The sequence below is a fragment of the Oleiagrimonas citrea genome (assembly GCF_012395255.1).
GTDB lineage: Bacteria > Pseudomonadota > Gammaproteobacteria > Xanthomonadales > Rhodanobacteraceae > Oleiagrimonas > Oleiagrimonas citrea.
Genome location: NZ_JAAZQD010000001.1, coordinates 69,786 through 94,256 on the forward strand (window position 1 = coordinate 69,786; position 24,471 = coordinate 94,256).

10 protein-coding genes are annotated in these 24,471 nt (G+C 57.6%); 7 read left to right on the forward strand and 3 right to left on the reverse strand.

Going from position 1 to position 24,471, the window contains the following annotated elements; translation table 11 throughout:
- The first annotated feature begins 13 nt into the window (after positions 1-13).
- From HF690_RS00260 to HF690_RS00285, 6 genes are all read left to right on the forward strand, one after another.
- Positions 14-6,496, forward strand: a complete 6,483-nt coding sequence (locus tag HF690_RS00260; RefSeq protein ID WP_168608061.1) for a non-ribosomal peptide synthetase — start codon at positions 14-16, stop codon at positions 6,494-6,496.
- A 169-nt stretch (positions 6,497-6,665) separates the two neighbouring features.
- Positions 6,666-7,739: a 4-hydroxyphenylpyruvate dioxygenase gene (hppD, locus tag HF690_RS00265; protein ID WP_168608062.1), complete on the forward strand. Its 1,074-nt coding sequence runs from the start codon at positions 6,666-6,668 to the stop codon at positions 7,737-7,739.
- Positions 7,740-8,041: 302 nt separating this feature from the next.
- Positions 8,042-9,193 (forward strand): aminoacyl-tRNA deacylase, encoded by a 1,152-nt coding sequence (locus tag HF690_RS00270; RefSeq protein ID WP_168608063.1) that lies wholly within the window; start codon positions 8,042-8,044, stop codon positions 9,191-9,193.
- 22 nt (positions 9,194-9,215) lie between these two features.
- Positions 9,216-16,646, forward strand: coding sequence for a non-ribosomal peptide synthetase (locus HF690_RS00275; RefSeq protein ID WP_168608064.1), 7,431 nt, complete (start codon positions 9,216-9,218; stop codon positions 16,644-16,646).
- Positions 16,643-18,001, forward strand: coding sequence for an MFS transporter (locus HF690_RS00280; RefSeq protein WP_168608065.1), 1,359 nt, complete (start codon positions 16,643-16,645; stop codon positions 17,999-18,001). Before HF690_RS00275 ends, HF690_RS00280 begins: the two co-directional genes overlap by 4 nt.
- 460 nt (positions 18,002-18,461) lie before the next feature.
- On the forward strand, positions 18,462-20,561 hold the full coding sequence (locus HF690_RS00285) for an EAL domain-containing protein (protein WP_168608066.1): 2,100 nt from the start codon (positions 18,462-18,464) through the stop codon (positions 20,559-20,561).
- A 22-nt stretch (positions 20,562-20,583) separates the two neighbouring features.
- On the opposite strand, the gene HF690_RS00290 is transcribed toward HF690_RS00285, so the two are convergent.
- The 3 genes from HF690_RS00290 to HF690_RS00300 all read right to left on the reverse strand — a co-directional run bounded on the left by HF690_RS00290 (position 20,584) and on the right by HF690_RS00300 (position 23,177).
- Positions 20,584-21,162, reverse strand: a complete 579-nt coding sequence (locus tag HF690_RS00290) for a response regulator (protein ID WP_113064939.1) — start codon at positions 21,160-21,162, stop codon at positions 20,584-20,586.
- Positions 21,159-22,436 (reverse strand): sensor histidine kinase, encoded by a 1,278-nt coding sequence (locus HF690_RS00295; RefSeq protein WP_168608067.1) that lies wholly within the window; start codon positions 22,434-22,436, stop codon positions 21,159-21,161. The genes HF690_RS00290 and HF690_RS00295 overlap by 4 nt, the downstream gene beginning before the upstream one ends.
- A gap of 393 nt (positions 22,437-22,829) precedes the next feature.
- Positions 22,830-23,177 carry a hypothetical protein gene (locus tag HF690_RS00300; protein ID WP_146742310.1) on the reverse strand — a complete coding sequence of 116 codons (348 nt, stop codon included), beginning with the start codon at positions 23,175-23,177 and terminating at the stop codon, positions 22,830-22,832.
- A 302-nt stretch (positions 23,178-23,479) separates the two neighbouring features.
- Here HF690_RS00300 and HF690_RS00305 point away from each other — a divergent pair, with 302 nt between their 5' ends.
- A complete protein-coding gene (locus HF690_RS00305) occupies positions 23,480-24,406 on the forward strand; it encodes a LysR substrate-binding domain-containing protein (RefSeq protein WP_113064941.1) in 927 nt (308 codons plus the stop codon).
- Positions 24,407-24,471 lie beyond the last annotated feature (65 nt).

A 24,471-nucleotide genomic window follows, 5' to 3' on the forward strand; every position in this document is an offset into this window, starting at 1 on the left:
GAGCAGTACGTTGATGGCTGAAAACGAAGCCCGTCTCGCCGATCGAAAAGACACGGCGGTCTCGACGGATCGACTCTCGTATGCACAAGAACGTCTGTGGATCATCGACAAGTTGGTTGATGACAAGACTTTGTACAACGCATCGATGCGCTTCTCGCTCGAGGGGCCACTCGATGTATCGGTCTTCGAAGAAGCTTTTCGGGAAATTGTGCGCCGGCACGAAATACTGCGCACGGGCTTTTCCACTAATGACGGTAGTCTTCGTAAAGTCACAGGGCCCACATTCGAGTGGTCGTTCCACGACATGAGGTCGCAGCCGAATGCGGTCGAGAACATGCGATGCGAACAACGAGCGGTGGCTGCGCGTCCTTTCGATCTAGAGCGCCCGCCCCTGCTCCGAGCCGCTCTGTACCGCCTTGCCGAGAACCATCACGAATTCCTGCTGACTGTTCACCATATTATTTTCGATGGCGCCTCCATCGATATCCTGCTTCAGGAACTGGAACGGCTATACCCGGCATTCCTCGCAAACTGCCCGTCCCCTCTTCCGAGCCTGACTCGACAATTCGCGGACGTTGCGCAAGCTGAACGAATGCGTATATCGGCCGACCGCAAGGAGCAGATGGCCACATATTGGCGCACAGCGCTCGGACACGAACTCCCTGTTCTGACGCTGCCGGCAGATCGACCGCGCCCGCCTGTGCAGAGCTTCCGCGGCAATACGCTCGAGCGTTCCCTAGACGGCAAGCTTGTCGCTGCACTCGAGGCCACTTGCAAGCGCGAGCGCGTGACTCCTTTCATGGTGATGCTAACGGCCTATTCGATCTGGTTGTGCCGATACGCAAATCAACATGAAGTCGTCATCGGCAGCCCATTCGCACTACGCGGTGATCAGGACACTCAAGGTCTCATTGGGTTCTTCGTCAATACGCTTGCTTTTCGCATGGAAGTGGATGGTCGCGCCACGTTCAAGGAGTTGTTGCATCAGGCCCGGGCATTGTGTTTGCGTGCATATCCACATGCTGAATTTCCATTCGGTGAGGTGGCCGGTGAACTTGATGCCGGCAAAGAGCTCTCTCATTCCCCGGTGTTTCAGGCCATGCTCGCGGTGCAGAACGCACGACCGAAAGTGGCGCTGTCCCCATCGCTGCGGATGAGCTACTGCGGTGAGTTGGCCCTGGACAAAGCACGCTTCGATGTCTCGATGGTGCTCGATTTTCTGCAGGATGAAACCGTTCTTTCGCTCGTATACAGCTGCGATCTTTTCGACCCGAAAACAGCCCAGCAAATGTTCGATCACTTCCTAGTGATGTTGGCTGGAGCACTCCAAGACCCGGATATCGCTGCGGATCGGTTGCCATTGATGAGCATGAGCGAGCGTCAAGAATGGCTCTCCTGGTCGATGCCACAGAATGCTCCGGATATTCCCGATGAATGCCTACATCGTCTGTTTGAGCAAACAGCTTTGGCGCAGCCAGATGCTGTCGCGCTGCGCCATCACCAGTGTTCTCTCACCTACAGCGATCTGAATGAGCGTGCAAATCGACTTGCTGGATTCTTGCAGTCAGAGGGGGTGCTGGCGGGTGAGATCATCGGCCTCTGTCTGCCGCGAACACCGGATTTCGTGGTATCCGTGCTCGCAGCATGGAAGGCGGGTGTTGCATATGTTCCGCTAGATCCGGAACAACCGGAAACACGGCACGGCTATATCGTCAACGATGCCAACATTCGTCATGTACTGACCGAATCATCGCGTGCTGCTCATTTCGCTGACATCGGTGCATGTGTGCTGTGCCTGGATGAACCGGACACAAGAGAACGCATCGCCTCCGCAGCGACACTCTCGGCAACGGCGTTCGATCCTCATGCTTTGGCCTACGCCATCTACACCTCGGGCTCAACGGGCGAGCCCAAGGGAGTGCTGGTAGAGCATCGCGCGGTGAGCCGCCTTCTCGGTTCCCCCGAGGCCATGGGGTATGACCATGAAACCGTCATGTTGCAAAGCATTAATGTCGCTTTCGACGCCTCGGTACTGGAGACATGGGGGCCATTGTGCTGTGGCGGCCAGCTGGTACTTCACCCCAGCCAGGCGCTTGATCTATCCACCTTGGGCGAACTCATCGTTGAGAAGGGCATCAACACGCTTTCGATGCCCGCTTCGCTGCTTGACCTCTGGAGCGAACAACTGCGGAGCAATACAGGCCTGAGGCGCATCGTGGTCGGTGGAGAAGCTCTCTCCGAAGCCACTGTCGAGCGTCTATATGCACTCGATGAGAAGGTCATCATCATCAACCATTATGGCCCGACCGAGAACGGCGTCCTGAGCAGCTATTATCCGATTCCCCGCTCTGTGCCCGCTCCCGTACCGATCGGACTCCCGGTTCCCGGAACTCAGCTTCTGGTACTGAATGATTCGGGCCAGCCCCAACCTCCTGGCGTCGTGGGCGAACTCTATGCCGCCGGCCAGGGGGTGGCTCGTGGCTATCTCGGACGTCCCGAGTTGACCGCCGAGAAATTCCCTGCGGCCGATCCGGAGCTTGCGATCTCGGCACACTGGTACCGAACCGGTGACCTCGCATGCTGGAAAGTTTCCGCGTCCAGTGGAACCGCTCTTCTGCATTTCATGGGACGCCGTGACCAGCAGGTGAAAATACGTGGCTTCCGCATCGAGTTGGGAGAAATCGAAAGCCAGCTTCGTGCTTGCCCGAACGTTCAAGACGCTCGTGTGCTTGTGCAGAAGGCCTCCAATAGAGACAAGCAGATTGTCGCTTATGTCATGGCAACGGAGGATTCACGAGGGGCGTGGCGAGATCGCCTGCAGGAGAACCTTCCCGCCTACATGGTGCCGGCAGCTTTCGTCATCGTGTCGCAGTGGCCATTGACGCAGAACGGCAAGCTCGACCTGAAAGCATTGCCGGTTCCTGATCGAAACGCATACACCGCGAGACCCTTCGCGGAAGCGACTTCCACCACCGAATTCTCCGTTCTGGCTGTTTGGCGAGACCTGCTTAGGCTTGACCGCATCAGTATCGACGATAACTTTTTCGATATCGGTGGAAACTCACTACTTGCCACCCGCCTTCAAAACCGGCTACGCGCTGAACTAGGCGGAAACCTATCACTGCGTGAGGTCTTCGAGGCTCCGACAGTGCGTCAGCTTGCGCAACGACTGAACGTCTCACCGACACATGATGACGATGCGGCAGCTCCCCCCGCACCGCATTCCGTTTTGCCGCCCATCGCGACATACGGGAAATGCGATCACGCGCCCCTGTCGCACGCGCAGCAGCGACTGTGGTTCATCCATCGTCTGGACAGCCAGAGCGCGCAGTATCACATCCCGCATCGATTCAGCATTGATGGAAAGCTGGATATCGACGTGTTGCACGCGGCGCTATCCAGACTCGTCGCTCGCCATGCAATATTGCGCACGGTATTCGATGAGATGGACGGCGAAGCACGGCAGATCATTCTGGAACCGTCGAGATTTGAGCTGCCAGTGCACGATCTTCGCGAACTCGACACGGTTGAGCGCAAGAGTGAAGCGGAGCGCCGCCTTCATGCTGAGGCCCTGCGTCCATTCGATCTGACCCGCGACGTTCCCTTCCGCGTCCAGCTTTTGTGCCTGGATACCCACCGACACTGGCTAGTCATGACGTTGCACCATATCGCAGCGGACGCATGGTCGATGGGCATTCTGCAACGTGAGCTGGCGTCTCTGTACAAGTCATTCGCGCGAGGAACGCCGGCGTCGCTGCCCACGCTGGCATTGCAATACACCGACTATGCCCAATGGCAGCGTAAATGGTTGGACGAGAATGCGCTGGAGGCACAGCTCGCATTCTGGCGGGAGCGGCTGCATGACCTTCCCCTGTTGCACGCTTTGCCTCTGGATCGACCCCGCCCGCTCATCCAGACTTATGAAGGCGCCGTATATGAACAGGTTCTTCCTGTCGATCTGATTTCACGTCTGAGGCAGTTCGCTCAGACGCATGACGCCACTTTGTTCATGGTGCTGAACAGCGCGTTCGCCCTGCTTCTGTCTCGCTACAGCGGGGAGAGCGATATCGTCATGGGGACCCCCGTCGCCAATCGCAGAGATGAAGCCCTGGTTCCGTTGGTGGGTCTATTCATCAACACCTTGGTCTTCCGGAGCGATCTGTCTGGAAATCCCACATTTCTGCAGCTTCTCGAGCGCACACGGGCTTTTGCGTTGGATGCGTACGAGCATCAGGATCTACCGTTTGAGTTGCTCGTAGAACGATTGAATCCCGCGCGTAACGCTTCTTATACCCCACTATTCCAGGTTCTATTCGCGCTGCAGAACACCGATGCTGGAGAAATGATCCTGCCGGGCCTGGATGTGAATCCTATTCCGTTCAGAGAGCGCTTTGCCAAGTTCGACCTCGCGCTCAATCTGCAGCCGAATGGCGAGAACATGCTGGCCGAGTGGGAATACAACGTCGACCTGTTTGATGCCGAAACCATAGATCAGATGGCCTCGTCGTATCGCGTACTTCTCGAAGCCATCCTCGACACGCCGGACAGACATGTGCAACAGCTGCCGTTGCTCGACGCGGCGGGTCGCGATCGTGTACTAGCTCTAGGCAACGAAACCGATCGACCCTATCCGACCGAAGATTGTCTGCATTCGCTGATCGAACGTCATGTCGAGCGGACTCCTGACGTAACGGCCGTCATTCATGGCGACACTACGCTTAGCTACGCTCAACTCAATCGCGAGGCCAATCGTCTTGCACATTACCTGCGCGGTCTGGGAGTCGGCCCGGACACGCCCGTGGCCATTGCCATGGAACGTGGCCCGGCTCTGGTCATTGGCCTGTTCGCCATCCTCAAGTCGGGTGGTGCCTATGTCCCGTTGGATGCCGAATATCCGGAAGTCCGTCTGGCAACCATGCTGGCCGACAGTGATCCCGTAGCTGTGCTGGTCGATCGAGCCACGCGACGACAAATTGAGGCCGCGCTTTCCGAGAGCGCCCATTTGTCTCATACACATGTGGTCGACCTGGACTCGGATCACGATGCATGGTCGGGTGAAAACGAGACGAATCTTCCATTGCGGGATATCGGCCTAGTCTCGTCACACATCGCCTACATCATCTATACCTCCGGATCTACAGGGAAGCCGAAGGGGGTGATGAACGAGCATCGCGCCATCGTCAATCGCCTCCTATGGTTGCAGGAGGCGCATGAACTGAATGCGCAGGATAAGTTTCTACAAACAGCCGCCATCGGATTCGGCGCATCGGTGTTCGAAATATTCTGGCCTCTTCTTGCTGGCTCGCAGCTTGTGCTCAGCGAGGGACAGGGGCACAGAGACCCGGGTTATCTGTGCGACTTGATCGCACGTGAAGGCGTAACCACCCTATTTTTCGTCCCCTCGATGCTCCAGGCATATCTGGATCACCCGAGTGCGCGGAATTGCACGTCTGTTCGTCATATTCTCTCCGGCGGCGAACCACTCCCAGGGGCGCTCGCACGCCGCTGTCGCGAACAACTTCCCAATGCAGATCTCACGCATCTGTATGGTTCCAGTGAGACGGCCGTACTCTCCACGAGCTGGGACTGCACCAACAATGTGATACCGGACAGGGTGCCGATCGGCACCCCGGGCGCCAACACACGTATTTACATCCTCGATGAACTCGGGCGTCCGGTTCCTCGCGGTGTGCGTGGCGAGATTCATGTCGGTGGATGTCAGGTTGCCAGGGGATATTGGCGTCGTCCCAACCTGGATGCAGAGCGCTTCGTTGAGGACCCTTTTCACCCGGAAACCGGTGCACGCATGTGCCGAACGGGCGATCTCGGACGACAGCTTCCGGATGGAAGCATCGAGCATCTCGGACGCAACGATTTCCAGATAAAGATCCGCGGGCAACGCGTGGAACTCGGAGATATCGAAGCACAGCTCCGGAAATTCAAAGGTGTCCGACAAGCGGTGGTGCTGGCACGGGGCAATGGAGATGATCTGCGCCTGGTGGCCTATCTCGTGCCCGAACAGTCTCCCGCATCGAGAGAGACGCTGCTCTCCTCGTTGCGGATGCACCTGACCTCCCAATTGCCTTCCCACATGCTTCCTTCTGCGTACGTGCTCTTGGACGAATTGCCGCAAAACGCCAACGGAAAGCTCGATCGAAGCGCCCTGCCGGCCCCCGGGGACGAGGAGGCCGAAAGCGTTGTGCAGGAAGCTGAGAATGATTTGCAGCGGCAACTGGTCGAACTCTGGGAGGAACTGCTCAAACAGCCGCATATCGGCATTACCTGCGACTTCTTCGCGAAAGGGGGGCACTCGCTGCTGGCATTGCGCTTGGCCAACAGTTTGCGAGAGAGATTCGATTACGAGCTTGAGCTCAAAGCGTTCTTCGCTGCTCCGACCATCCAAGCGCTTGCCGAGGCGATCCATCGACACGAAAAGGCGAAGCTTGCCGCGCAGCGTTTCACCGAATCGGATCTTTCTGACGTCATCGAATTTTGAATTCGGACAGGTGCACGAAGGTCATGGGGCACAAATGCAACGGCACGATGCTCCTTTGAGACAACAGACAGTCTGTGTCAGAGGAAGAAAGGTGTCGCGCATGATTTCGAATAGGACATGAGGTTTCTTCTGGATCAACCGTTACCAGCAAACATGAGGGGGAAATACGATGGCTGGCTTGCGTGATGTTGAATACGTTGAACTGTGGGTCGAGGATGCTTTCTCGGTTGCCAATCTTTATCAGGAAGCGTTCGGTTTCAGGCGAGCGGCGGAAGCCGGACCTGAGACCGGGCTCGATGGTCATCATTCCGTCGTTCTGACCCAGGGCGATGCGCACATGGTGGTAACTTCGGCGACGGGTTCAGAAGGCGCCGTCGCCGATTTTGTCGCGTTACATGGAGACGGTGTTCGCGACATCGCCTTTACCGTGGACGATGCACAGGCAATCCACGATCGTGCAGTGGCGCGTGGCGCTGCGTCAATCATGGAACCGTCGCGTCCGGCATCCAGCAGTGCGTCAGTGGTGCGCGCCACGATCAGCGGTTTCGACGACGTCGTTCATACATTGTTCCAATCGGATGCGGGTTTTCTGGATTCACTGCCGGACTGTTACCGCGCGGTGACGTCTTCCGGTGAGTCCGGACCGTTGATGTTCGATGCACTCGACCATGTCGCCATGTGCCTTCGTACGGGCACTCTCGACGAAGTCGCGGAATACTACAAACGTGTACTTGATTTCGAGGATGGACACCGTGAAGTCGTGTACAGCGAGCGCAGCGGCATGAATGCTCGAGTCGTTCAATGTGGCCCGATCAAATTCCCTCTTCAGGAACCGCTTGCGACAAATCAGACGGGGCCGATCGCAGAATTCCTTGAGCTCTACCGTGGTGCGGGTGTCTATCACCTCGCTTTCCTTACCGACGACATCGTGCATACCTTGCGCGAACTTCAACAGAATCGGGTCGAAGTGATGCCTACTCCGGGCAAGTACTACGACATGTTGCCCGATCGAGTAGGAGCGATCGACGAAAACGTCGACGATCTGCGCGACCTGAGCGTGCTGGTGGACCGCGACCAATGGGGATACCTATTACAGGTTTTCACTCGCTCGATGCACGAGCGACAGACGCTTTTCTTCGAGGTCATTCAGAGGAAGAACGCACGGGGCTTCGGTAGTGGAAATATCCGGGCACTGTTCGACGCGGTGGAAAACGACCGCCTTGCGATGGCCGGATCCGATTGAGCGCCTAGAGCACTTGCAGCGTCTACGCGAAAACATCGACCGCTTGATTCGTGCGCGAAGGTGTTGCGGATAGGCGCTTGATGTCCGAAGCCTGACCGTTCCCGATCCAACCGTTCGCCTCCTGATCCCGCCATGCCACATGGCGGGAGCCGGAACGTTTCGGCCGATGACCGGGCGCGACGCTAGGACGGGGTTATGTCGATGTTTCTCGCATAGCACAGACACCAAGGGGCGAGCCGGCGATTACTTGAAAAGCTGTATGCCGACGAAATCGCGATCTTGCCCTTCAACAAGGACTTCTCATGGGCTATGAACTTGTAGGCAGGAAGTTCGACGAGCAGATGCCGAAGATGTGGCCAATAGCGCCCGAGGCGCTCGTCGAAGCGAACCATCCCGCGCTGAATCAGATTAACGCTTGGGCAACGAGCTACCTTTGTTGCCCTCATGCTGAACTGGGACGCAGTGGACCGATGTGCCCGTTCGTTCCAGGTTCGCTTCAGAAGCAGCTTCTGTTCGGCGCGGTCCATGAACAGAGCGGGCTCGATATCGACGCGGTCAAAGCGATCATGTTGAGGGAAATGGAGCGATTTATCGCATTGCGACCGACTGCGGGAAACGAGGCGCAATTCAAGTCACTCCTGGTTCTCTTTCCCAATCTTTCAGAGAACCTGATCGAAAGAGCGCAGGCAGAACTCGCGCCGCACTTTGTGCCAAACGGCCTGATGGTGGGTGAGTTTCACGCAGGCCCACCCGACAAACGAGGCTTGTGGAACGAGGAGTTCCGCCCCTTGTACAGCCCGGTTCCATTGCTTGGTATCCGTCACATGGTGCCCACGGACATCCTGTTCCTGAAAGGCAACGCCGAATTGTTCGGTGAGTACGTGAAGATCTACGGCAACGCGGTACCGGAAAGATTTCGCGCGCAATTTGAAGAGGCCGCGCAGCAGTTCGGGCTGTCCAGTACGTCGGGAGCCGCATGTAAACAGGCTGCTCCGAGGGTCATGGAGACGTTGGACGCAGTCTCCATGACGTATCGAGTTCATCGCCATGATGATTGTCCTCACCGTATCCGCAAGCCTCGAGACTTTGCACGCTGGCTCGACTACGACATTGAACGCATCACAAAGACCTTGTTTGTGAAGTGCCGCGATGGCGAGCACTTTTATCTGCTGGTCTGCAGCATCAATAAACGTGTCGATTTGCAGGACCTGGCAAGACGCTTGGACACCAAACGATTAGAACTCGCTTCGCTTTCGGAGCTGAAGCGGCATGTCGGCTATCCACCGACTTCGGTCACCCCGATAGCCGTGAACGACATTCCAGTGCTCATGGATGAATCATTGATGAATCTTCCGACTGTGCTGACCGGAAGCGGTGTTCCACGCATCGAAATCGAAATAGCGCCGACCGAACTGCGATCGCTGTGCAACGCGCAACTCTTCGCCATGACGTGAACCCACGGACACTTTCAGTCTCATGCACATTGAACAGCTCACCGAAGAACTTGCCGCCGAAGGCATCTATCTCGCCGTACGTAATGGAAAGCTCGTATGTAAGACCAGTGAAGGTGCACTGACACCCGAACGACGCCGGCTCATATCCGAGCGCAAAGCGGACTTCATCGCATTTCTGAATCAAGGTGCCGGCGCCGCAAACAGCCCAGCGCCTGCGCTGAAGAAACGGGTATCAGGATCCTCGCGGCTATCACCGACTCAACAGCGTCTATGGTTCGTCGATCAGTTGACTGAATCGAGTGGCAACTACGCCATTCCCGTCATTCATCGACTAAACGGTGTGCTCGACGAAGGCGCGCTGGAACGCGCATTGCTTCGGGTCGTCATGCGTCACGATAGTCTGCGCACAGTGATTGCCATGCAAGAAGGCGAGCCCATCGCGCGGGTTGATGCCGCGGACAATCTGTCGTTGGTTGCGCAAAGTCTCGAAGCACTGAATGCCGATGAACAGGAGCGGGCTGTACTGTCTCGGTTGCGTCAGAGTCTGGTAAAGCCGTTTGATCTATCGAGCGAGATACCATTGCGCGCGGAACTTTTCAGGCTCGCTCCTGACGCGCACGTGTTGATGCTCGTCTTGCACCATATCGCCAGTGACGGTTGGTCAGTAGAGAACCTTCTGCAAGAACTTTCAACCTTGTATGCCGCGTTCCACGAAGGGCATGCCGATCCGCTCCCGCCTCTCCCGCTCCAATACGCGGATTATGCGGTATGGCAGCGAGAGTGGTTGCATGGCGAACGTCTGCAAAAGATGTTGGCCTACTGGCGCGAGCAATTGGCCGCAGCTCCCGCATCGCACAGTCTCCCGCTTGACCGGCCTCGACCGGCGCGCCCTCTGCGAGAGGGCCATTCATGGCGGCACCGCCTTTCCGCAACACTGCATAACGCATTGCGCGCAGTGAGCCGCGACTGTGGCACTACGCTGTTCATGACGATGCAAGCCGCTTTTGCTGTCTTGATTGCTCGCTGGAGCGCTTGCGATGACGTACTCATCGGGACTCCCGTTGCCAATCGGCCTCGTCCCGAATTGACCCCGCTGATCGGCTTTTTCGCCAATACGCTTGTGCTTCGTCTCAGGCTGGCGAATGACATGTCTTTCACAGATGTCTTGAAACAGGCAAAAGCCACGGCACTCGACGCATACGACCATCAGCATCTTCCGTTCGACATGCTGGTGGAGGAACTGAATCCGCCACGCAGCCTGAGTCTGCCTCCAGTGTTCCAGATCATGTTCTCTCTCCAGGATATCGACGAGAACCATGCACTGGATCTTCCAGGAATCCGTACTGAGGCAATCGTTCCGGATGCAATCAATGCCAAATTCGACATCAGTCTCAGCCTGCAAGAAGCTGCAGATGGCTTGGTTGTCTGCTGGGACCACAGCCGCGAACTCTTCGATGTCGAAACCATTGCGAGTCTCGGCAAATCGTTCGAGATTCTACTGGAGGCCGTGGCACAGGATCCCTCACAGCTCATCCAAGAGCTTCCATTGCTCGACCAGGTCGCAGAAGCTCAGGTTCTGGCCCTGACTGAGTCTGAAACCAGGCCGCTGGAGGAAACGTGTCTCCACACGCTCTTTGAGCGTCAGGTTGCACGACAACCGGATGCACCAGCTTTGATTCAGGCTGGCGAAGTCTGGAGTTATGCAGAACTCAATCGACGCGCCAACCGTCTGGCACACCACCTGAATCGATTAGGCGCCGGCCCCGAGATGCCCATTGCTGTGGTACTTGAGCGCAGCCCTGCTCTCCTGGTCGGTCTGTTGGCCATACTCAAGTCCGGCGGTACCTACGTACCACTGGAACCCGATCAGCCTCGCGAACGTTTACGTTTTTTGCTTGCGGACAGCGAGCCGAGGATCGTTCTGTGCTGCAACTCGACACGCGTGGCAATTCAGGAAGCCTGGCCCAATCCGGGGACGGGCCGTCCGGCAGCCACACTGCTGAACGTCGATACCGATGCATCGAACTGGGCGAACGAAAATGAGGATGCCCCCACTCTCGCGGAAAGTGGTACGACTCCGGATCATCTGGCATACGTCATCTATACGTCGGGTTCGACGGGGCATCCGAAAGGAGTGATGAACACGCACCGTGCGGTAGTCAATCGTCTTTTCAGACTCCAAGAAGACTATCCATATTCGTCCTCCGACCGCGTATTGCAGAAAACGCCTATCGGTTTCGACGTCTCCGTACGCGAAATTTTCTCGACCTTGCTGGCCGGAGCCTGCTTGGTGCAGGCGCGACCCGACGGGCATAAGGATCCGACCTATCTAATCGAAGTTATTGCCCGCGAGAAGATCACTGCAATCAGTTTCGTGCCGTCGATGTTGCAGGTCTTTCTCGATCATCCGGATTTATCTAAATGCCAAAGTCTTAGGCATATCTTCAGTGGCGGGGAAGCACTGTCTGGGAGTCTTGCGAAACGCTGCCGCGAGATGCTCCCCGATGCCTCGCTGTACAACTTCTACGGCCCTACCGAAGCGGCCATCAACGTGACAGCGTGGAGTTGTCCGGGAGTACCTTCACCCTCTTCGATCTCCCCGATCGGTTACCCCGGCGGGAATGTATGCATCTACATTCTCGACCCGATGGACCGCCCGGTCCCACGCGGCATGGGTGGAGAAATTCACATTGGAGGCGTTCAAGTTGCACGAGGATATCTCGGTCGTCCCGAGCTTACTGCCGAACGGTTTGTGCCCGATCCGTTCAGCAAACTGCCCGGTGCGCGCATGTATCGGACCGGCGACTTGGGCCGGTTACGTAGCGATGACACGATCGAATACCTTGGACGCAATGATTTTCAGGTCAAGATTCGTGGCCAGCGGATCGAACTGGGGGAAATCGAGGCTCAACTTCGCCAGACTCCCGGTGTGGAGAACGCAGTGGTTCGTTTGCATGTCGACGACCGTAGTTCGTCCCGGCTCGTGGCCTATCTTGTCCCGGATCGTTCGCGCACGAACGGTGATGCATGGATAGAAGAAGTACGTCGCCGACTTCAGAGTCAACTGCCATCGCACATGCTGCCCACGGCATATATGGAACTGGCGCAATTACCGGTGACCGCAAATGGCAAGCTGGATATCACCGCCCTGCCCCATCCTGACGATGCAATCCATCCCGCAACAGCCTATGAAGCGCCTGAAACACCGTTGGAACAAGAGCTGGCCGTTCAGTGGGAAGATTTACTGGGACACGGACCAGTCGGAGTTACAGCCAATTTCTTCGATTTGGGGGGACACTCACTGCTGCTGACCCGTCTGCACAACAGAGTGACCGCCGAATACGGCATCGACTTGGCGCTCAGACAGCTTTTCGAGGCACAAACCGTGCGCGACCAGGCTGCCATCATCGCCTCGCTGAGGAAGGGGAGCTCGTCGACAGTTGATGCCTTCCTGCAACCGCGCCCAACCGGCGTTCCCACTGTACTCTCGTTCGCCCAGCAGCGGCTGTGGTTCATCGACCAGATGGAGGAGGTCCGAGCGGTATACAACATCCCTTGCGCTTTGCGTCTGAAAGGTACTTTGCATGCCAATGCATTACATCGTGCATTGGAGGCCATCGTCCAACGTCACGAAGTGCTGCGCACCACATTCGTATCTGAGAAAGGTGAAGCGAGGCCGAAACTGATCGATGATTTCGACTTGTGTATGCCTGTGCATGACCTCCGAGAGCTGGACATCGCCGCACGCGAGGAAGCTATTCGTCGATGCTTGCGTACCGAGACGGAACAACCGTTCGACCTCCGCTCGGACCGGCCTTTCCGCGTCCAACTCCTGCATCTGGCCAACGAGGAGCATGTGCTACTGCTTACGTTGCATCATATCGCTGCAGACGGATGGTCCATGTCGGTGTTGCTGCGCGAGTTGGCCGAATTGTACGAGGCTGAAGTCGGCATGAAGACGAGCGCGCTTCCCGACTTGTCGCTGCAATATGCCGACTATGCATATTGGCAACGGCAGTGGCTGCGCGGAGAGCGTTTAGAAGCGCAACTGTCGTACTGGGAGCGGCAACTGGCCGAATTGCCGGCCGTTCACAACCTGCCGCTGGACTTCCCCAGGCCGGAGCTCCAGAGGCATCGGGGCGCCATTCACAAACAACGGATGCCTAGAGCGATCCAAGACGGCCTCAAGCAATTGGCCCGGTCGCATGGCGCGACGCTGTTCATGACGTTCCAGGCGGTCTTCGCCGTTTTGCTGGCACGTTGGAGTGGCGATACGGATATCGTGATGGGAACGCCAATCGCGAACCGGCGACATGAAGGACTGGCGCCCCTGATCGGTTTTTTCGTCAATTCGCTTGTGTTGCGCAACGATTTATCGGGCAATCCCCGTTTCACCGATGTGTTGAGTGCGGCCAAGGTGATGGCGCTTGATGCGTATCAGCATCAGGACCTGCCCTTTGAAATGCTGGTGGACCGTCTGCGGCCACAACGTTCACTCAGCCACAGCCCCCTCTTCCAGGTCATGTTGGCGCTTGAGAACAATGCCGACGCCATCGTTCCGTTTGGTGATCTCGAGGTCACGGACATGGCGGATGGCAGCGGTACGCATTACGCAAAGTTCGATCTCACGCTCAATTTGCGAGAGACGCCGAAAGGGCTGGAAGCGATCTGGGACTACAACTGTGACCTTTTCCGTTCCGAGACGATGGTACGCATCGCCGACTCATTCGTGGTGCTTCTGCAGAACATACTTGCCGCGCCGGAACAGCGTATCCAGGAACTGCCGCTGATTGAAAAAGGTACATGTTCTCAGCAACGAGTAAAGGGCCCGGTACGGCCTTTGCCCGAAGTCGTCGGTGTACATCAGCTCATTGCCTCCATGGCTCGCTCTGCCCCGAATGCATCGGCTGTATGCAGAGAGGGGCGATGTATCGATTACGACACGTTGAACCGTCGTGCGAATCAGATTGCACATGCGCTACGCGATCTTGGCGTGAGGCCGGATCGACGCGTCGCGATTCATACTGATCGCAGTATCGAGACCGTAGTCGGCATCCTTGCGGTGCTCAAGGCGGGAGGAGCATATGTCCCGCTGGATCCGGCACATCCGCCCGACCGACTCATGGGCATGCTTCGTGACTGCGATGCAGATGTGATTCTGACCCAGAGTCATCTGCAAGAACATCTGACCCACTGCGAAACGCCTCGACTGATGCTCGACAACGAGGCATGTTTTGCATCGTTCAGCGATGCCGATCCCGAAGTGGGCGAACTAGAGCGCGGTCACCTGGCCTACGTTATTTATACCTCTGGATCGACCGGAGTTCCCAAGGGGGTGATGATCGAGCACGGCTCACTGCTCAACATGGTGGAGTCCTGCCGGCCTCTCCTCGAAGACGATCAACCGATTGCCTCAGCCTGGTGGGCAAGCTTCGGTTTCGATGTTTCGGTATTCGAGATTCTTACGGCTCTTGCGATGGGGGGCGCAGTTCATGTGGTGCCGGAAGAGATCCGGATCGACGTCAAGGCCTACATTCAGTGGCTCTGTCATCACCAGATCACACAAGCGTTCCTCGCTCCCTTTATTGTTCGCCGTTTACGGGACTTCCCGGATCAGTGCATCGCAGATCTCTCTTTGCGTCGATTGTGGACAGGAGTGGAACCTTTGCAGGAAAGCGAGCTGCATCGCATCCAACGACTTCTCCCGGAAGCGCTCTTTGTCAATAGCTATGGTCCGACAGAGATCACGTTCTATTGCACGCACTACGACCAGATCAGAGATCTGAGGCGTACTGCGCCGATCGGTCGCCCGATGGCCAATACATCGATCGAGGTGCTGGACGAAGCCATGCAACCGGTGCCCGACGGGGTGGTCGGTGAGGTCTATGTCATTGGTGCATGTGTTGGTCGAGGTTATCTGAACCAGCCCGAACGAACCGCCGAGAGATTCCTCCGGACACCCTGTGGCACGCGCATGTACAAGACCGGAGATCGTGCTCGCTGGACAGCGGAAGGTCAACTGGAGTTCCGTGGGCGACAAGACTTTCAGATCAAGCTCAATGGCGTTCGCATCGAACTCGGCGAGATCGAAACCACTTTGGCGGAGCATCCTGGCGTGCGCGAAGTCGCCGTCTTGGTGCGCACCGATCAGGGGGAGGAGAATCGCAAGCTCGTGGCCTATGTCGTTCCGCGAGCAAACAATGATCTTTCCATCGATCAGTTACGGGAGTACATGGGTGAACACCTGCCTCCCTACATGCTGCCGTCAGCCTATGTCGTGATGGAAGCATTGCCATTGACGGTGAGCGGAAAGCTGGATGCCCGGGCTTTGCCTGCGCCGACTCTCGGCGCCTTTGCGAACTCAGCCTACATGCCCCCTGCGAACGATCTCGAACAACGTCTCGTGGATCTATGGAAAGAGGTGCTGCAACTGGAGCAAGTCAGCGTTACGGCCAATTTTTTCGATCTTGGGGGACACTCCCTGAAGGCCGTGCTGCTGATGTCTCGGCTGCGTGAAGAAATCGGAAAAGCTATTCCGATTGCCACGCTGTTCAAAGCACCAAGCATCCGCGCTCTCGCCGCGCATATCGAGGAAAACCGCCCTGAATCAGACGATACGCTCGTGCGACTTCGTCAAGGCGGAAGCCTGAAGCCCTTGTTCGTCTTTCACGCAGCGGGAGGCGATGTCCTTTGCTACCACCCGATGCTCCGTCATCTGGATCCGGACATCCCGATCTATGGTTTTCATCGGAAGGAGTTGGCTCAACAGCGTGTCCCGGCTATCCATTCGATCGAGCGATTGGCTGACGAATATGTCTCGCGCTTGCTCGAGGAGCAGTCGGAAGGTCCCTACTACCTTGCCGGATGGTCCAGCGGCGGGCTCCTCGCGCTCGAGGTCGCTGCCCGGTTGGAAGCTAGAGGGCTTGATGTCGCCGCGATCATGCTGATCGACAGCATGCTCGCAAAGGGAACCGAAGTCCCGGTGCATCTGAAAGTCCGCGGCCTCGAGGCATTTGCGCAGGCATCTCCACAGGCTGCGTGTGCATTGATGCGCGAATTCGATCCGAGCCTTCCCGATGTGACACCACGGGAGGATCTTCTGCCCATCTCTACCAGCGACTATTTCAACTACATGGTGGCAGCGAACCAGATCGGCATCGACTTCCATAGGCCGAATTTCCGACTCAAGGCATGCGTGCACTATTTCGGTTGCAGCGTGAATCTCGGCTCGACATCCCAGGAGCAGCGTGCCGATGAAATTCAGGTATTGGTACAAAAACCGATCATCAGGCAGTCGTTCGATGCCAATCATTTTTCGATCATGGAAGAACCGTGCGCCTTCGAACTGGGTCTCGCCATGACGGCAACCCTCCTGCGATACCACAAACGCACACAACAACCGTTCACCGACACGAAGGCGCCCGCGGACCGTTCACAAGGAACTCTCGCATGACCACCTCCGATACCACGCCAACCGTCGAAACATCTGAAGCCAAATCCAGTTCGAGACTGTTCCAGAACCGGAACTACCTCTGGCTATGGGCGAGCGCAGGCATTTCCTGCCTTGGTGACTATTTCACACTGGTCGCAATGCCTTGGCTGGTGCTGACCCTGACTCACGATTCGTTCGCATTGGGCACTGTCATGGCTCTCGAGAGTTTGCCTCGTGCGGCATTCATGCTGGTCAGCGGCGGTGTGACGGATCGTTATTCAGCACGCACGGTATTATTTGCAAGCCGGACCGGCTTCATGCTGACGCTCATCGCACTGGTCATTGTCATTCACACAGGACACTTGCAACTGCACCACTTGTACGGTTTTGCCATCGTGTTCGGACTGCTTACCGCTTTTGCGTTGCCAGCCAATCGAACGTTGTTGCCCCAGGTCGTCAACCGGTCACAGATACAGCAAGCCAATAGTGCGCTCATGGGGTCCCAACAACTTATCCAGCTCTTCGCACCGGTGCTGGCGGGACTTATGATCTGGGGCATGCCGACATTCGGAGCTCATGTTGGATCGGGTGATCTGGCAAGCATCGCGAATGCATTTGCCTTCAATGCTTGCGCCATCTTTTTTGCCCTATTCCTGTTGACCCGTATCAAAATAGAGTCGCCGTCCTCGGAAAGCGGAATACCGCAAGTCAGATTGACCGATGGGTTTCGATATCTCGGGCGTGATCGCGGCCTTCGAATCGCGACAATGTACATGGCATGCGTCGGATTTTTTGCGATCGGCCCATTGCTTACGGTGATTCCTCTGCTTGCCGAGCAGCGCTTGCATGATGGTGCGCTTTCCTACGGCATGCTCTATGCAGTCAACGGTCTCGGTTCCCTGCTCGGATTTGCCTGCGGCGGCATGTTGCCGAAGCCAGGCAAGCACTATCTGGGATTGACCATGTTCTCGGCCGACCTTCTGGCAGGTGTGGGTATATTTCTCCTCGGACACAGTACAAGTTTTTTGAGCGCTGCTCCCGCACTGGCATTGATCGGCCTTTGCGCCAGTTACGGTGGCGTACTGGGGTTGAGTTGGATTCAGGGACGCGTTCCGCAAAATCTTTGCGGTCGCGTCCTCGGTATCGTTACGTTCGCCGTTCTAGGAATGACTCCAGTGTCGATGGCTCTGGGAGGACTACTGATCTCCCAGTATTCGTTGACGGTGCTGCTGGATATTTCGGGATGCGTGATCGCGGGAATAGCAGTGATCGGACTGCTTACACCGGGCATCCACCGATTTGCTACCTATCCGAGTCCGGAGAGCGAGACAGAGAATCTCTCATCTGAAGGCATACGAGCGGAAGCCATGCCTTGATCAAAATTACCGGATTTGATGGAGCATCAGTGATGTCATGTCCATGGCGGTAAACGTAGCTCACTTCCAGGCAACGTCCGATCATCCAGCCCGCGCCCTACCATTCTTCCAGGCGCAAGACAAGTTGACTGTGATCTCCCAAGATCAGTCGAGTGGAAGAAAATCACGAAGTTCGATGTTCAATCGCTCCGTGAGTAACGTTCCCACCTACACCCTCTCATCTTCGACAGTATTCCGACCTAGCATCATTGATGCATCGGCCCTGTCATACGGCCTCTCAGGACAAACAAGCCACTGGACGGCACCGGTTTCGCCCGGCTCACTTGATCGACAAAAGCGTGATCGTTTCAACTGGACGAAATACTGTCCTCCATGGCTACAATTCTACCCGCCCGCGCAATCTCGGATGGAATGTGCGGCATAAATCATCCTGATTGGACTGCACGAAAGGGTGCATCGCGTGAATGAAAAGCTTTTCGAACGTTGTTTCGCGTCCAATCCGGCTGCGTTGATGCTCATTGACCTGACGACGCCTGGATATCCGATCGCTAGCATGAATGCATCGGCCGAACATCTTTATGGGCGAACGCGCGAAGCACTTGAAGGCATCGCCTGGGAGCAGGCCTTCAGCAAGGAATCACCCTTTGCTGAAATCCTTGAGGGACTTGAGTCAAAGCATGCCGTATCCGAAGTCGTCGGTCGATATGAGCGCCATCCAGACGAAATCATCTGGTGTCGAATGCATCTACGCATCGTCACCGATGCCGCGGGCAACGCGACGCATGCTGTATGTACCGCTTCGGATGTGAGTCGACAGATTGAAAGCGAGCATGCGAGTGAGTACCTAGCCACGCATGACACCGTATCAGGACTGCCTCGCATCTATGTTCTCGAAGAAAACCTATCTGCGGAACTGGCGCAGGCTATCCACTATTGCTACCGCATTCTGGTGTGCTACATCGATGTCGATCGCTTCGGCGTCATCAACGAGACCTATGGATTCGACTTTGGAGATCGATTGATAAAGAAGGTCGGAGAGCGTCTGGTGGCATGTACGGGTCGCAACGACCTGATCTGTCGCTTTGCCGGAGATGAATTCATTCTTGCGGTGATCGATCGCGAATCGGACACCGACCAGTGGGAACTGGCGCAGCGCCTTCTCGATTCACTCAGCGAACCCGTGCATATTGATGAGCTGAGCATGCGCTTGACCGCCAGCGTCGGCGTGGCGGGCTTTCCCGATACGGCAACTAGCGTGCAGGAATTGTTGCAGCAAGCATCGGTTGCGGCACGTGAAGCCAAAATGGAAACCGGTGGCGACAGCATTCGCGTGTTTAGCCCGGAGCAACGCGACATGCTGGATGAACGCCTGCGCATCGGCGCCCATTTGCGCGACGCCGTTCAGCGTGGAGAGTTGGAGTTGCACTATCAGCCCGTCATCGAAGCGGGCAAGCGTGAAATTGTGGGTATGGAAGCGCTGGTTCGATGGCAGAGTCCCGAGTTGGGTCTGGTCATGCCGGAACGTTTCATTTCCCTTGCCGAGGATTTCGGCATGATCACTGAAATAGGCAAGTGGGTCCTCAACCATGCCTGTATGCAGGCACGTGCCTGGCTGGACCAAGGCGTGGCCGACTTCACGCTTTCTGTCAATGTTTCGGGTTTGCAGATGCGAGGGCAACAGTTGATCGAGGATGTTAATCGAGCCTTGAATCGGTCACGCCTGCCCCCTCGATTGCTCGAACTCGAATTCACCGAAGACGTCATCATGACCAACGTCGAGCACGTCACGTCCGTGATGCGCGAGTTGCGCAAGATCGGCGTGAAGCTGGCCATGGACGATTTCGGCATCGGTCAGTCCAGCCTTGGTCACCTTCAGCGTCTGCCGGTGAATCGGCTGAAGATCGACCGCTCGTTCGTCGCGGCCGTGCCGGACGACGTCAGCGCCGCGCGCATCTCTCGTGCGGTGATCGGCCTGGCTCACGAATTCGGTTTCACGGTGGTCGCCGAGGGCGTGGAAAAGCCGGTGCAACTGGCTTTCCTGGAGCGCAACGGCTGCGAATTCGTGCAGGGCAATTTCTTCAGCAAGCCGGTAAAGGCGGAAGCCATGCTGGCCATGCTGCGTCGTCCGGAACTGGCGCCGCGCGAGGAAATGGGCGACGACCAGGGCGGCACGATCCTGCTGGTCGACGACGAACAGAACGTGCTGCGCGCCCTCGCCCGCCTGCTGCGCCGCGATGGCTACCGCATATTCACGGCGTCCACGTTCAAGGAAGCCTTCGAAATCCTCGGCACGCACCCCGTCCACGTCGTGGTCTCCGACCACCGCATGCCCGACGGCAAGGGCACGGAATTCCTCGGGCGCGTGAAGGAGACTCACCCGCACACTGTTCGCATGATCCTGAGTGGGTACGCGGACCTGGGCGTCGTCACCGAAGCAATCAACGGCGGCGCAGTCTATCGCTTCCTCACCAAGCCCTGGGACGACGACGAACTGCGCAAGACGCTTCATGAGGCGATGCGCATGGCGAGACAGGGAGCCGCCACGGAGACCGACTCCTAGCCCTGCTCACCGCTCGACGCACTCAATCGCTGTCGAATTCGTTCTCGTCGATGAAGATGGCGCCGGTTTCGTCGCGCTCGACATGCGTGATCCCCGGGCTGTCAGCCTCCAGATCGCGCAATGCCTCTTCCTGTCGCGAAATCGTGCTGCGCTGAACACGCACCACGTCGGCAAGGCGCTGATTCTCACGTAGCAGCATGCAGTTGCGCAGGGCTTGCGCCACACCCATCTGCAGCTCGGTATCGTTCCACGGCTTGTCGATGAAGCGGAACACCTGGGTATCGTTGACCGCCGACATCACGGTCGGCAGGTCGGCATGTCCGCTGATGACGATGCGCATGGCATCCGGCTGCAGTTCCCGTGCCTGCCGCAGGAAATCGAGGCCATTCATGATCGGCATGCGCAGGTCGGAAATGACCAGGTCATAGTTGCGCTCGCCAAGACTCGCCAGCGCCTCGTGCGGATCCGTGAAACCCTTCACAGCACACGGCGCATCGAGCCATTCCGAAGGCATCCGCGCCAGCACGCGGGTCATGGCCTTGACGATCTGCGGCTCGTCATCGAGCACCAGCAGGGAATACGCGGAGATTCGTTCGTTCATGAGGTCGCTTCCGTACCGTGGTTCGCCTGACGCAAAGGAAGGGTGATGACGAAAGTCGTGCCCTTCCCGATTTCCGACTCGACCGTGATGCGGCCGCCATGCTTCTGGATGATGCCGTAGCTGATGGAGAGGCCGAGGCCGGTCCCCTTCCCCACTTCCTTGGTCGTGAAGAAGGGTTCGAAAATATGCAACCGGGTCGCCTCGTCCATGCCGCAACCGTTGTCGCTGATGCGGATGCCAATGTGATCCCCGGAAAGTTCGGTATGAATCTCGATGGCTCCGTCGTCGTCGATCGCTTGCGTGGCGTTGACCAGAATGTTCATCAGGACCTGGTTCAGTTCGGTCGGATTGCATTCGATCAGCGGCAACTGCTGGAAGTAGGTTGCGAAACGGATGCGCCCACCTCCAAGGCTGCGCACGATGTCGAGCGTGGTCTCGATCGCGCGATGTACATCGAACAGACGGAAGGACTCGGTAGGATCCAGACGCGAGAAATCGCGGAGGTTCTGCACGATCTGGCGAATGCGCTCGACGCCTTCGCGTGACTCCTCCAGCAGCGCCGGAAGATCCTCGGCGATCATCTGGTAATCGGCCGCCTGCTTGCGCATGTCCAGCGCATCCAGACGCTGCTCGGGCGTCATCTCGCGATCGCGCACCAACTGATCGCTGAGTTCGAGAATGCCAAAGAGTTTGTTGAGGTAATCGCGCAGGGTGCCCAAGTTCGACTGCACGTAGCAGATGGGATTATTGATTTCGTGCGCCATGCCGGCAGCGAGCTGACCAACGGTGGCCAGCTTCTCGGCGTGAATCAGGCTTTGCTGCTCATTGGCGGACTTGCCGTCCAGCGTCGATGTAGGTGTCGACGCCTGCATGGCATCAGGCGCGGCTTCGTTGCGTGCGGGACGCACGGTCACGCTGACTTTTCCGTCGTCGCCCGACACACGCCATTGCCGAATCACCCCGAGTGCTCGCCCGCCCTCGGTGGCACAGTCGAAACGATCCTCGCAATCGCGCGGCGCATGCTCGGCATCGGCCACATCCGACTGCGGCGGATGGTCGACAAGTCGCTGCAGCCCCTGCCGGATATCACTGTGTATTACTCCGGCCAGACGCTGCGCGGATGCATTGGCGAAACACAACGCACCTCGATGATCGAGAACGATCACGGCAACCGGCAACGCCCCAAGCACCGCCGTTGCAGCGGCCAGGTCGAAATCATCGCCCTGCGCTGCATCACGGCATGCGTCCAGCCCCTTGCTGACGTTCATAGTCATCGGACCTTCCCGGTACTCAAGCGCGCGCTGAACCGAGGATCAGCGCATCCACATGCGCTGCGCCATGAACTTCGTACAACTTCAAGGCTATCAGAGACTTGCCGAATGTACAGCCCGGGATGGAAATCGTTGCGCGAACTTTCCGTGGGGCGCAGATAAACGACAGCGGCCATGATGCCGCTTGACTCCAGAACATGCGATCTTTCCCGTTCGAGGGTTTACCCGAGCGGACGCACGCCGCCGGCAAGCACAGACATCATCATTCCGACTCCAGGTCGCCCGCGACGCCGGAATTCAGTCGCATAATGCGCAGCGAAATCGTTTTCATGTGTGATGCTTGTCACGTATCCGCCGGATGCCTTGCACGACCACGGCACGCCCCTGAGGCGTCCTTCAGTGCGAAGAGGTGTCGGCGTCGTTCCAGCACTGCAACACTGCCGGCCAGGGACGGTACGATGTCTTTCCGGATGCGTCTTTCGTGACGTAATAGAGCCGCTGGCCGTAGCAGCGAATGCGATGCTGGCGGCGAGCGACACCCACTTCGCAACGCCAGCGGGCCTTGTCCGGGGAAACATTCACGCAGCTCGGAAAGGAACTGCTCGCGGGGGCGGGAGCATGTACGGGAGGAATTGCTTCGGCCGAATCGACACGGCTCGACTCGCGGGATCGGTAGACCACCATCCCCGCCAACACCAGCGCGACGACACCGGCCGCGGCAATCCATCCATCCACTGTCTTCATGTTCGCGCCGATACTCGCCACTGACTCGCTGAGTCGCGCATCATAAGGCGATGCAGCCTCAGACGATACGAGATGGATGCTGCAAGCCCGCCGGACAGGCAAAAAAAACCGCCCCACAAGGCAGGCGCTACAGCTACGAATCGGGGGGAGGAGGAGGACCGAAGCTGTGTTGGTTGCGCCGCTTGTGAGGCGGATACTCGCCGTCCAGGGGGGGAGGGGAACGGCGAGATGGGTGCATCTTAGGCTTGCACTTACCTGTTATCAAATATATTTTTCAGCTGTAACAAATATGGAAAACCTATATGTTTAACCTGCGCCAGTTGCGCTACTTCGTGGCCGTGGCCGAGACCCTGAGTTTCACACGCGCCGCGCAGAGCCTGCATATCTCGCAACCGCCGCTTTCGCAGCAGATACGCGCGCTGGAGGATGATCTGGGCGTGCGTCTGCTGGATCGGACCAAGCGCCGCGTGCGTCTGACTGAACCCGGTCGTCTGTTCCTGGAAGAAGCGCGCAAGCTGCTGGCACAAGCCGAAAGCGCTCGCGTCACGGTCATGCACGCGGCGGCAGGCTACGGCGGGCGTCTTCGGCTGGGCTACCCGGTCTCGGTCGCCTTTCACCCGGCCCTGCCCCGTACATTGCTCGAATACGCACAAGTGGCGCCGACCGTTCAGGTCGAACTGCGTGAGATGTACACCGGCGCGCAATACGAATCCCTGCTCGCCAACCAGATCGATGTCGGCTTCGTGCGCGCACACCCGGCGCAGAGCCTGCGGGGACGCGACCGCCTGCACATCCGGGTACTGGATCGCGAGCGCATGCTCCTGGCGATGCCGTCCGCGCATCCGCTGGCCAAACGGTCCCGAATCGCCCTGCGCGAACTGGCCGACACGCCGTTCGTGGCCCAACCCGGACGTTACGGAACCACGCTCTACGATGCGCTGATGACCCTTACGACCCGTGCTGGCTTCCATCCCGCCATTGTCCAGGAAGCACAGCAAGTGACAGGATTGCTGGCGTTGGTCTCGGCCGGCATCGGTGTGACCCTGGTGCCAGCGTCGCTGCGCGCGGTGAAACTGACGCATGTGCGCCTGCTGGAGCTGGAAGACCCGGATGCGTTTCTCATGCTGGGCCTGGCCACACGCAAGGAAGACAATGGCCCGGTCCTGCAGCGTTTCCTCGGCGTGGTCGACCGTCTGCAGGAACAGGCAGCCGAGAACGATGACGGATGATCTTCGCGTGCGAACAAGAACTTGCCATCACCAAGGCGCATCGCTACAATTGCGGGCTTGTCATC

What these genes read in the sequence shown, in the direction of transcription:
- HF690_RS00260 (WP_168608061.1), top strand. Translation starts at nt 14, where the DNA reads ATGGCTGAAAACGAAGCCCGTCTCGCCGATCGAAAAGACACGGCGGTC.
- hppD (WP_168608062.1), top strand. Translation starts at nt 6,666, where the DNA reads ATGGCTGGCTTGCGTGATGTTGAATACGTTGAACTGTGGGTCGAGGAT.
- HF690_RS00270 (WP_168608063.1), top strand. Translation starts at nt 8,042, where the DNA reads ATGGGCTATGAACTTGTAGGCAGGAAGTTCGACGAGCAGATGCCGAAG.
- HF690_RS00275 (WP_168608064.1), top strand. Translation starts at nt 9,216, where the DNA reads ATGCACATTGAACAGCTCACCGAAGAACTTGCCGCCGAAGGCATCTAT.
- HF690_RS00280 (WP_168608065.1), top strand. Translation starts at nt 16,643, where the DNA reads ATGACCACCTCCGATACCACGCCAACCGTCGAAACATCTGAAGCCAAA.
- HF690_RS00290 (WP_113064939.1), bottom strand. Translation starts at nt 21,162, where the DNA reads ATGAACGAACGAATCTCCGCGTATTCCCTGCTGGTGCTCGATGACGAG.
- HF690_RS00295 (WP_168608067.1), bottom strand. Translation starts at nt 22,436, where the DNA reads ATGACTATGAACGTCAGCAAGGGGCTGGACGCATGCCGTGATGCAGCG.
- HF690_RS00300 (WP_146742310.1), bottom strand. Translation starts at nt 23,177, where the DNA reads ATGAAGACAGTGGATGGATGGATTGCCGCGGCCGGTGTCGTCGCGCTG.
- HF690_RS00305 (WP_113064941.1), top strand. Translation starts at nt 23,480, where the DNA reads ATGTTTAACCTGCGCCAGTTGCGCTACTTCGTGGCCGTGGCCGAGACC.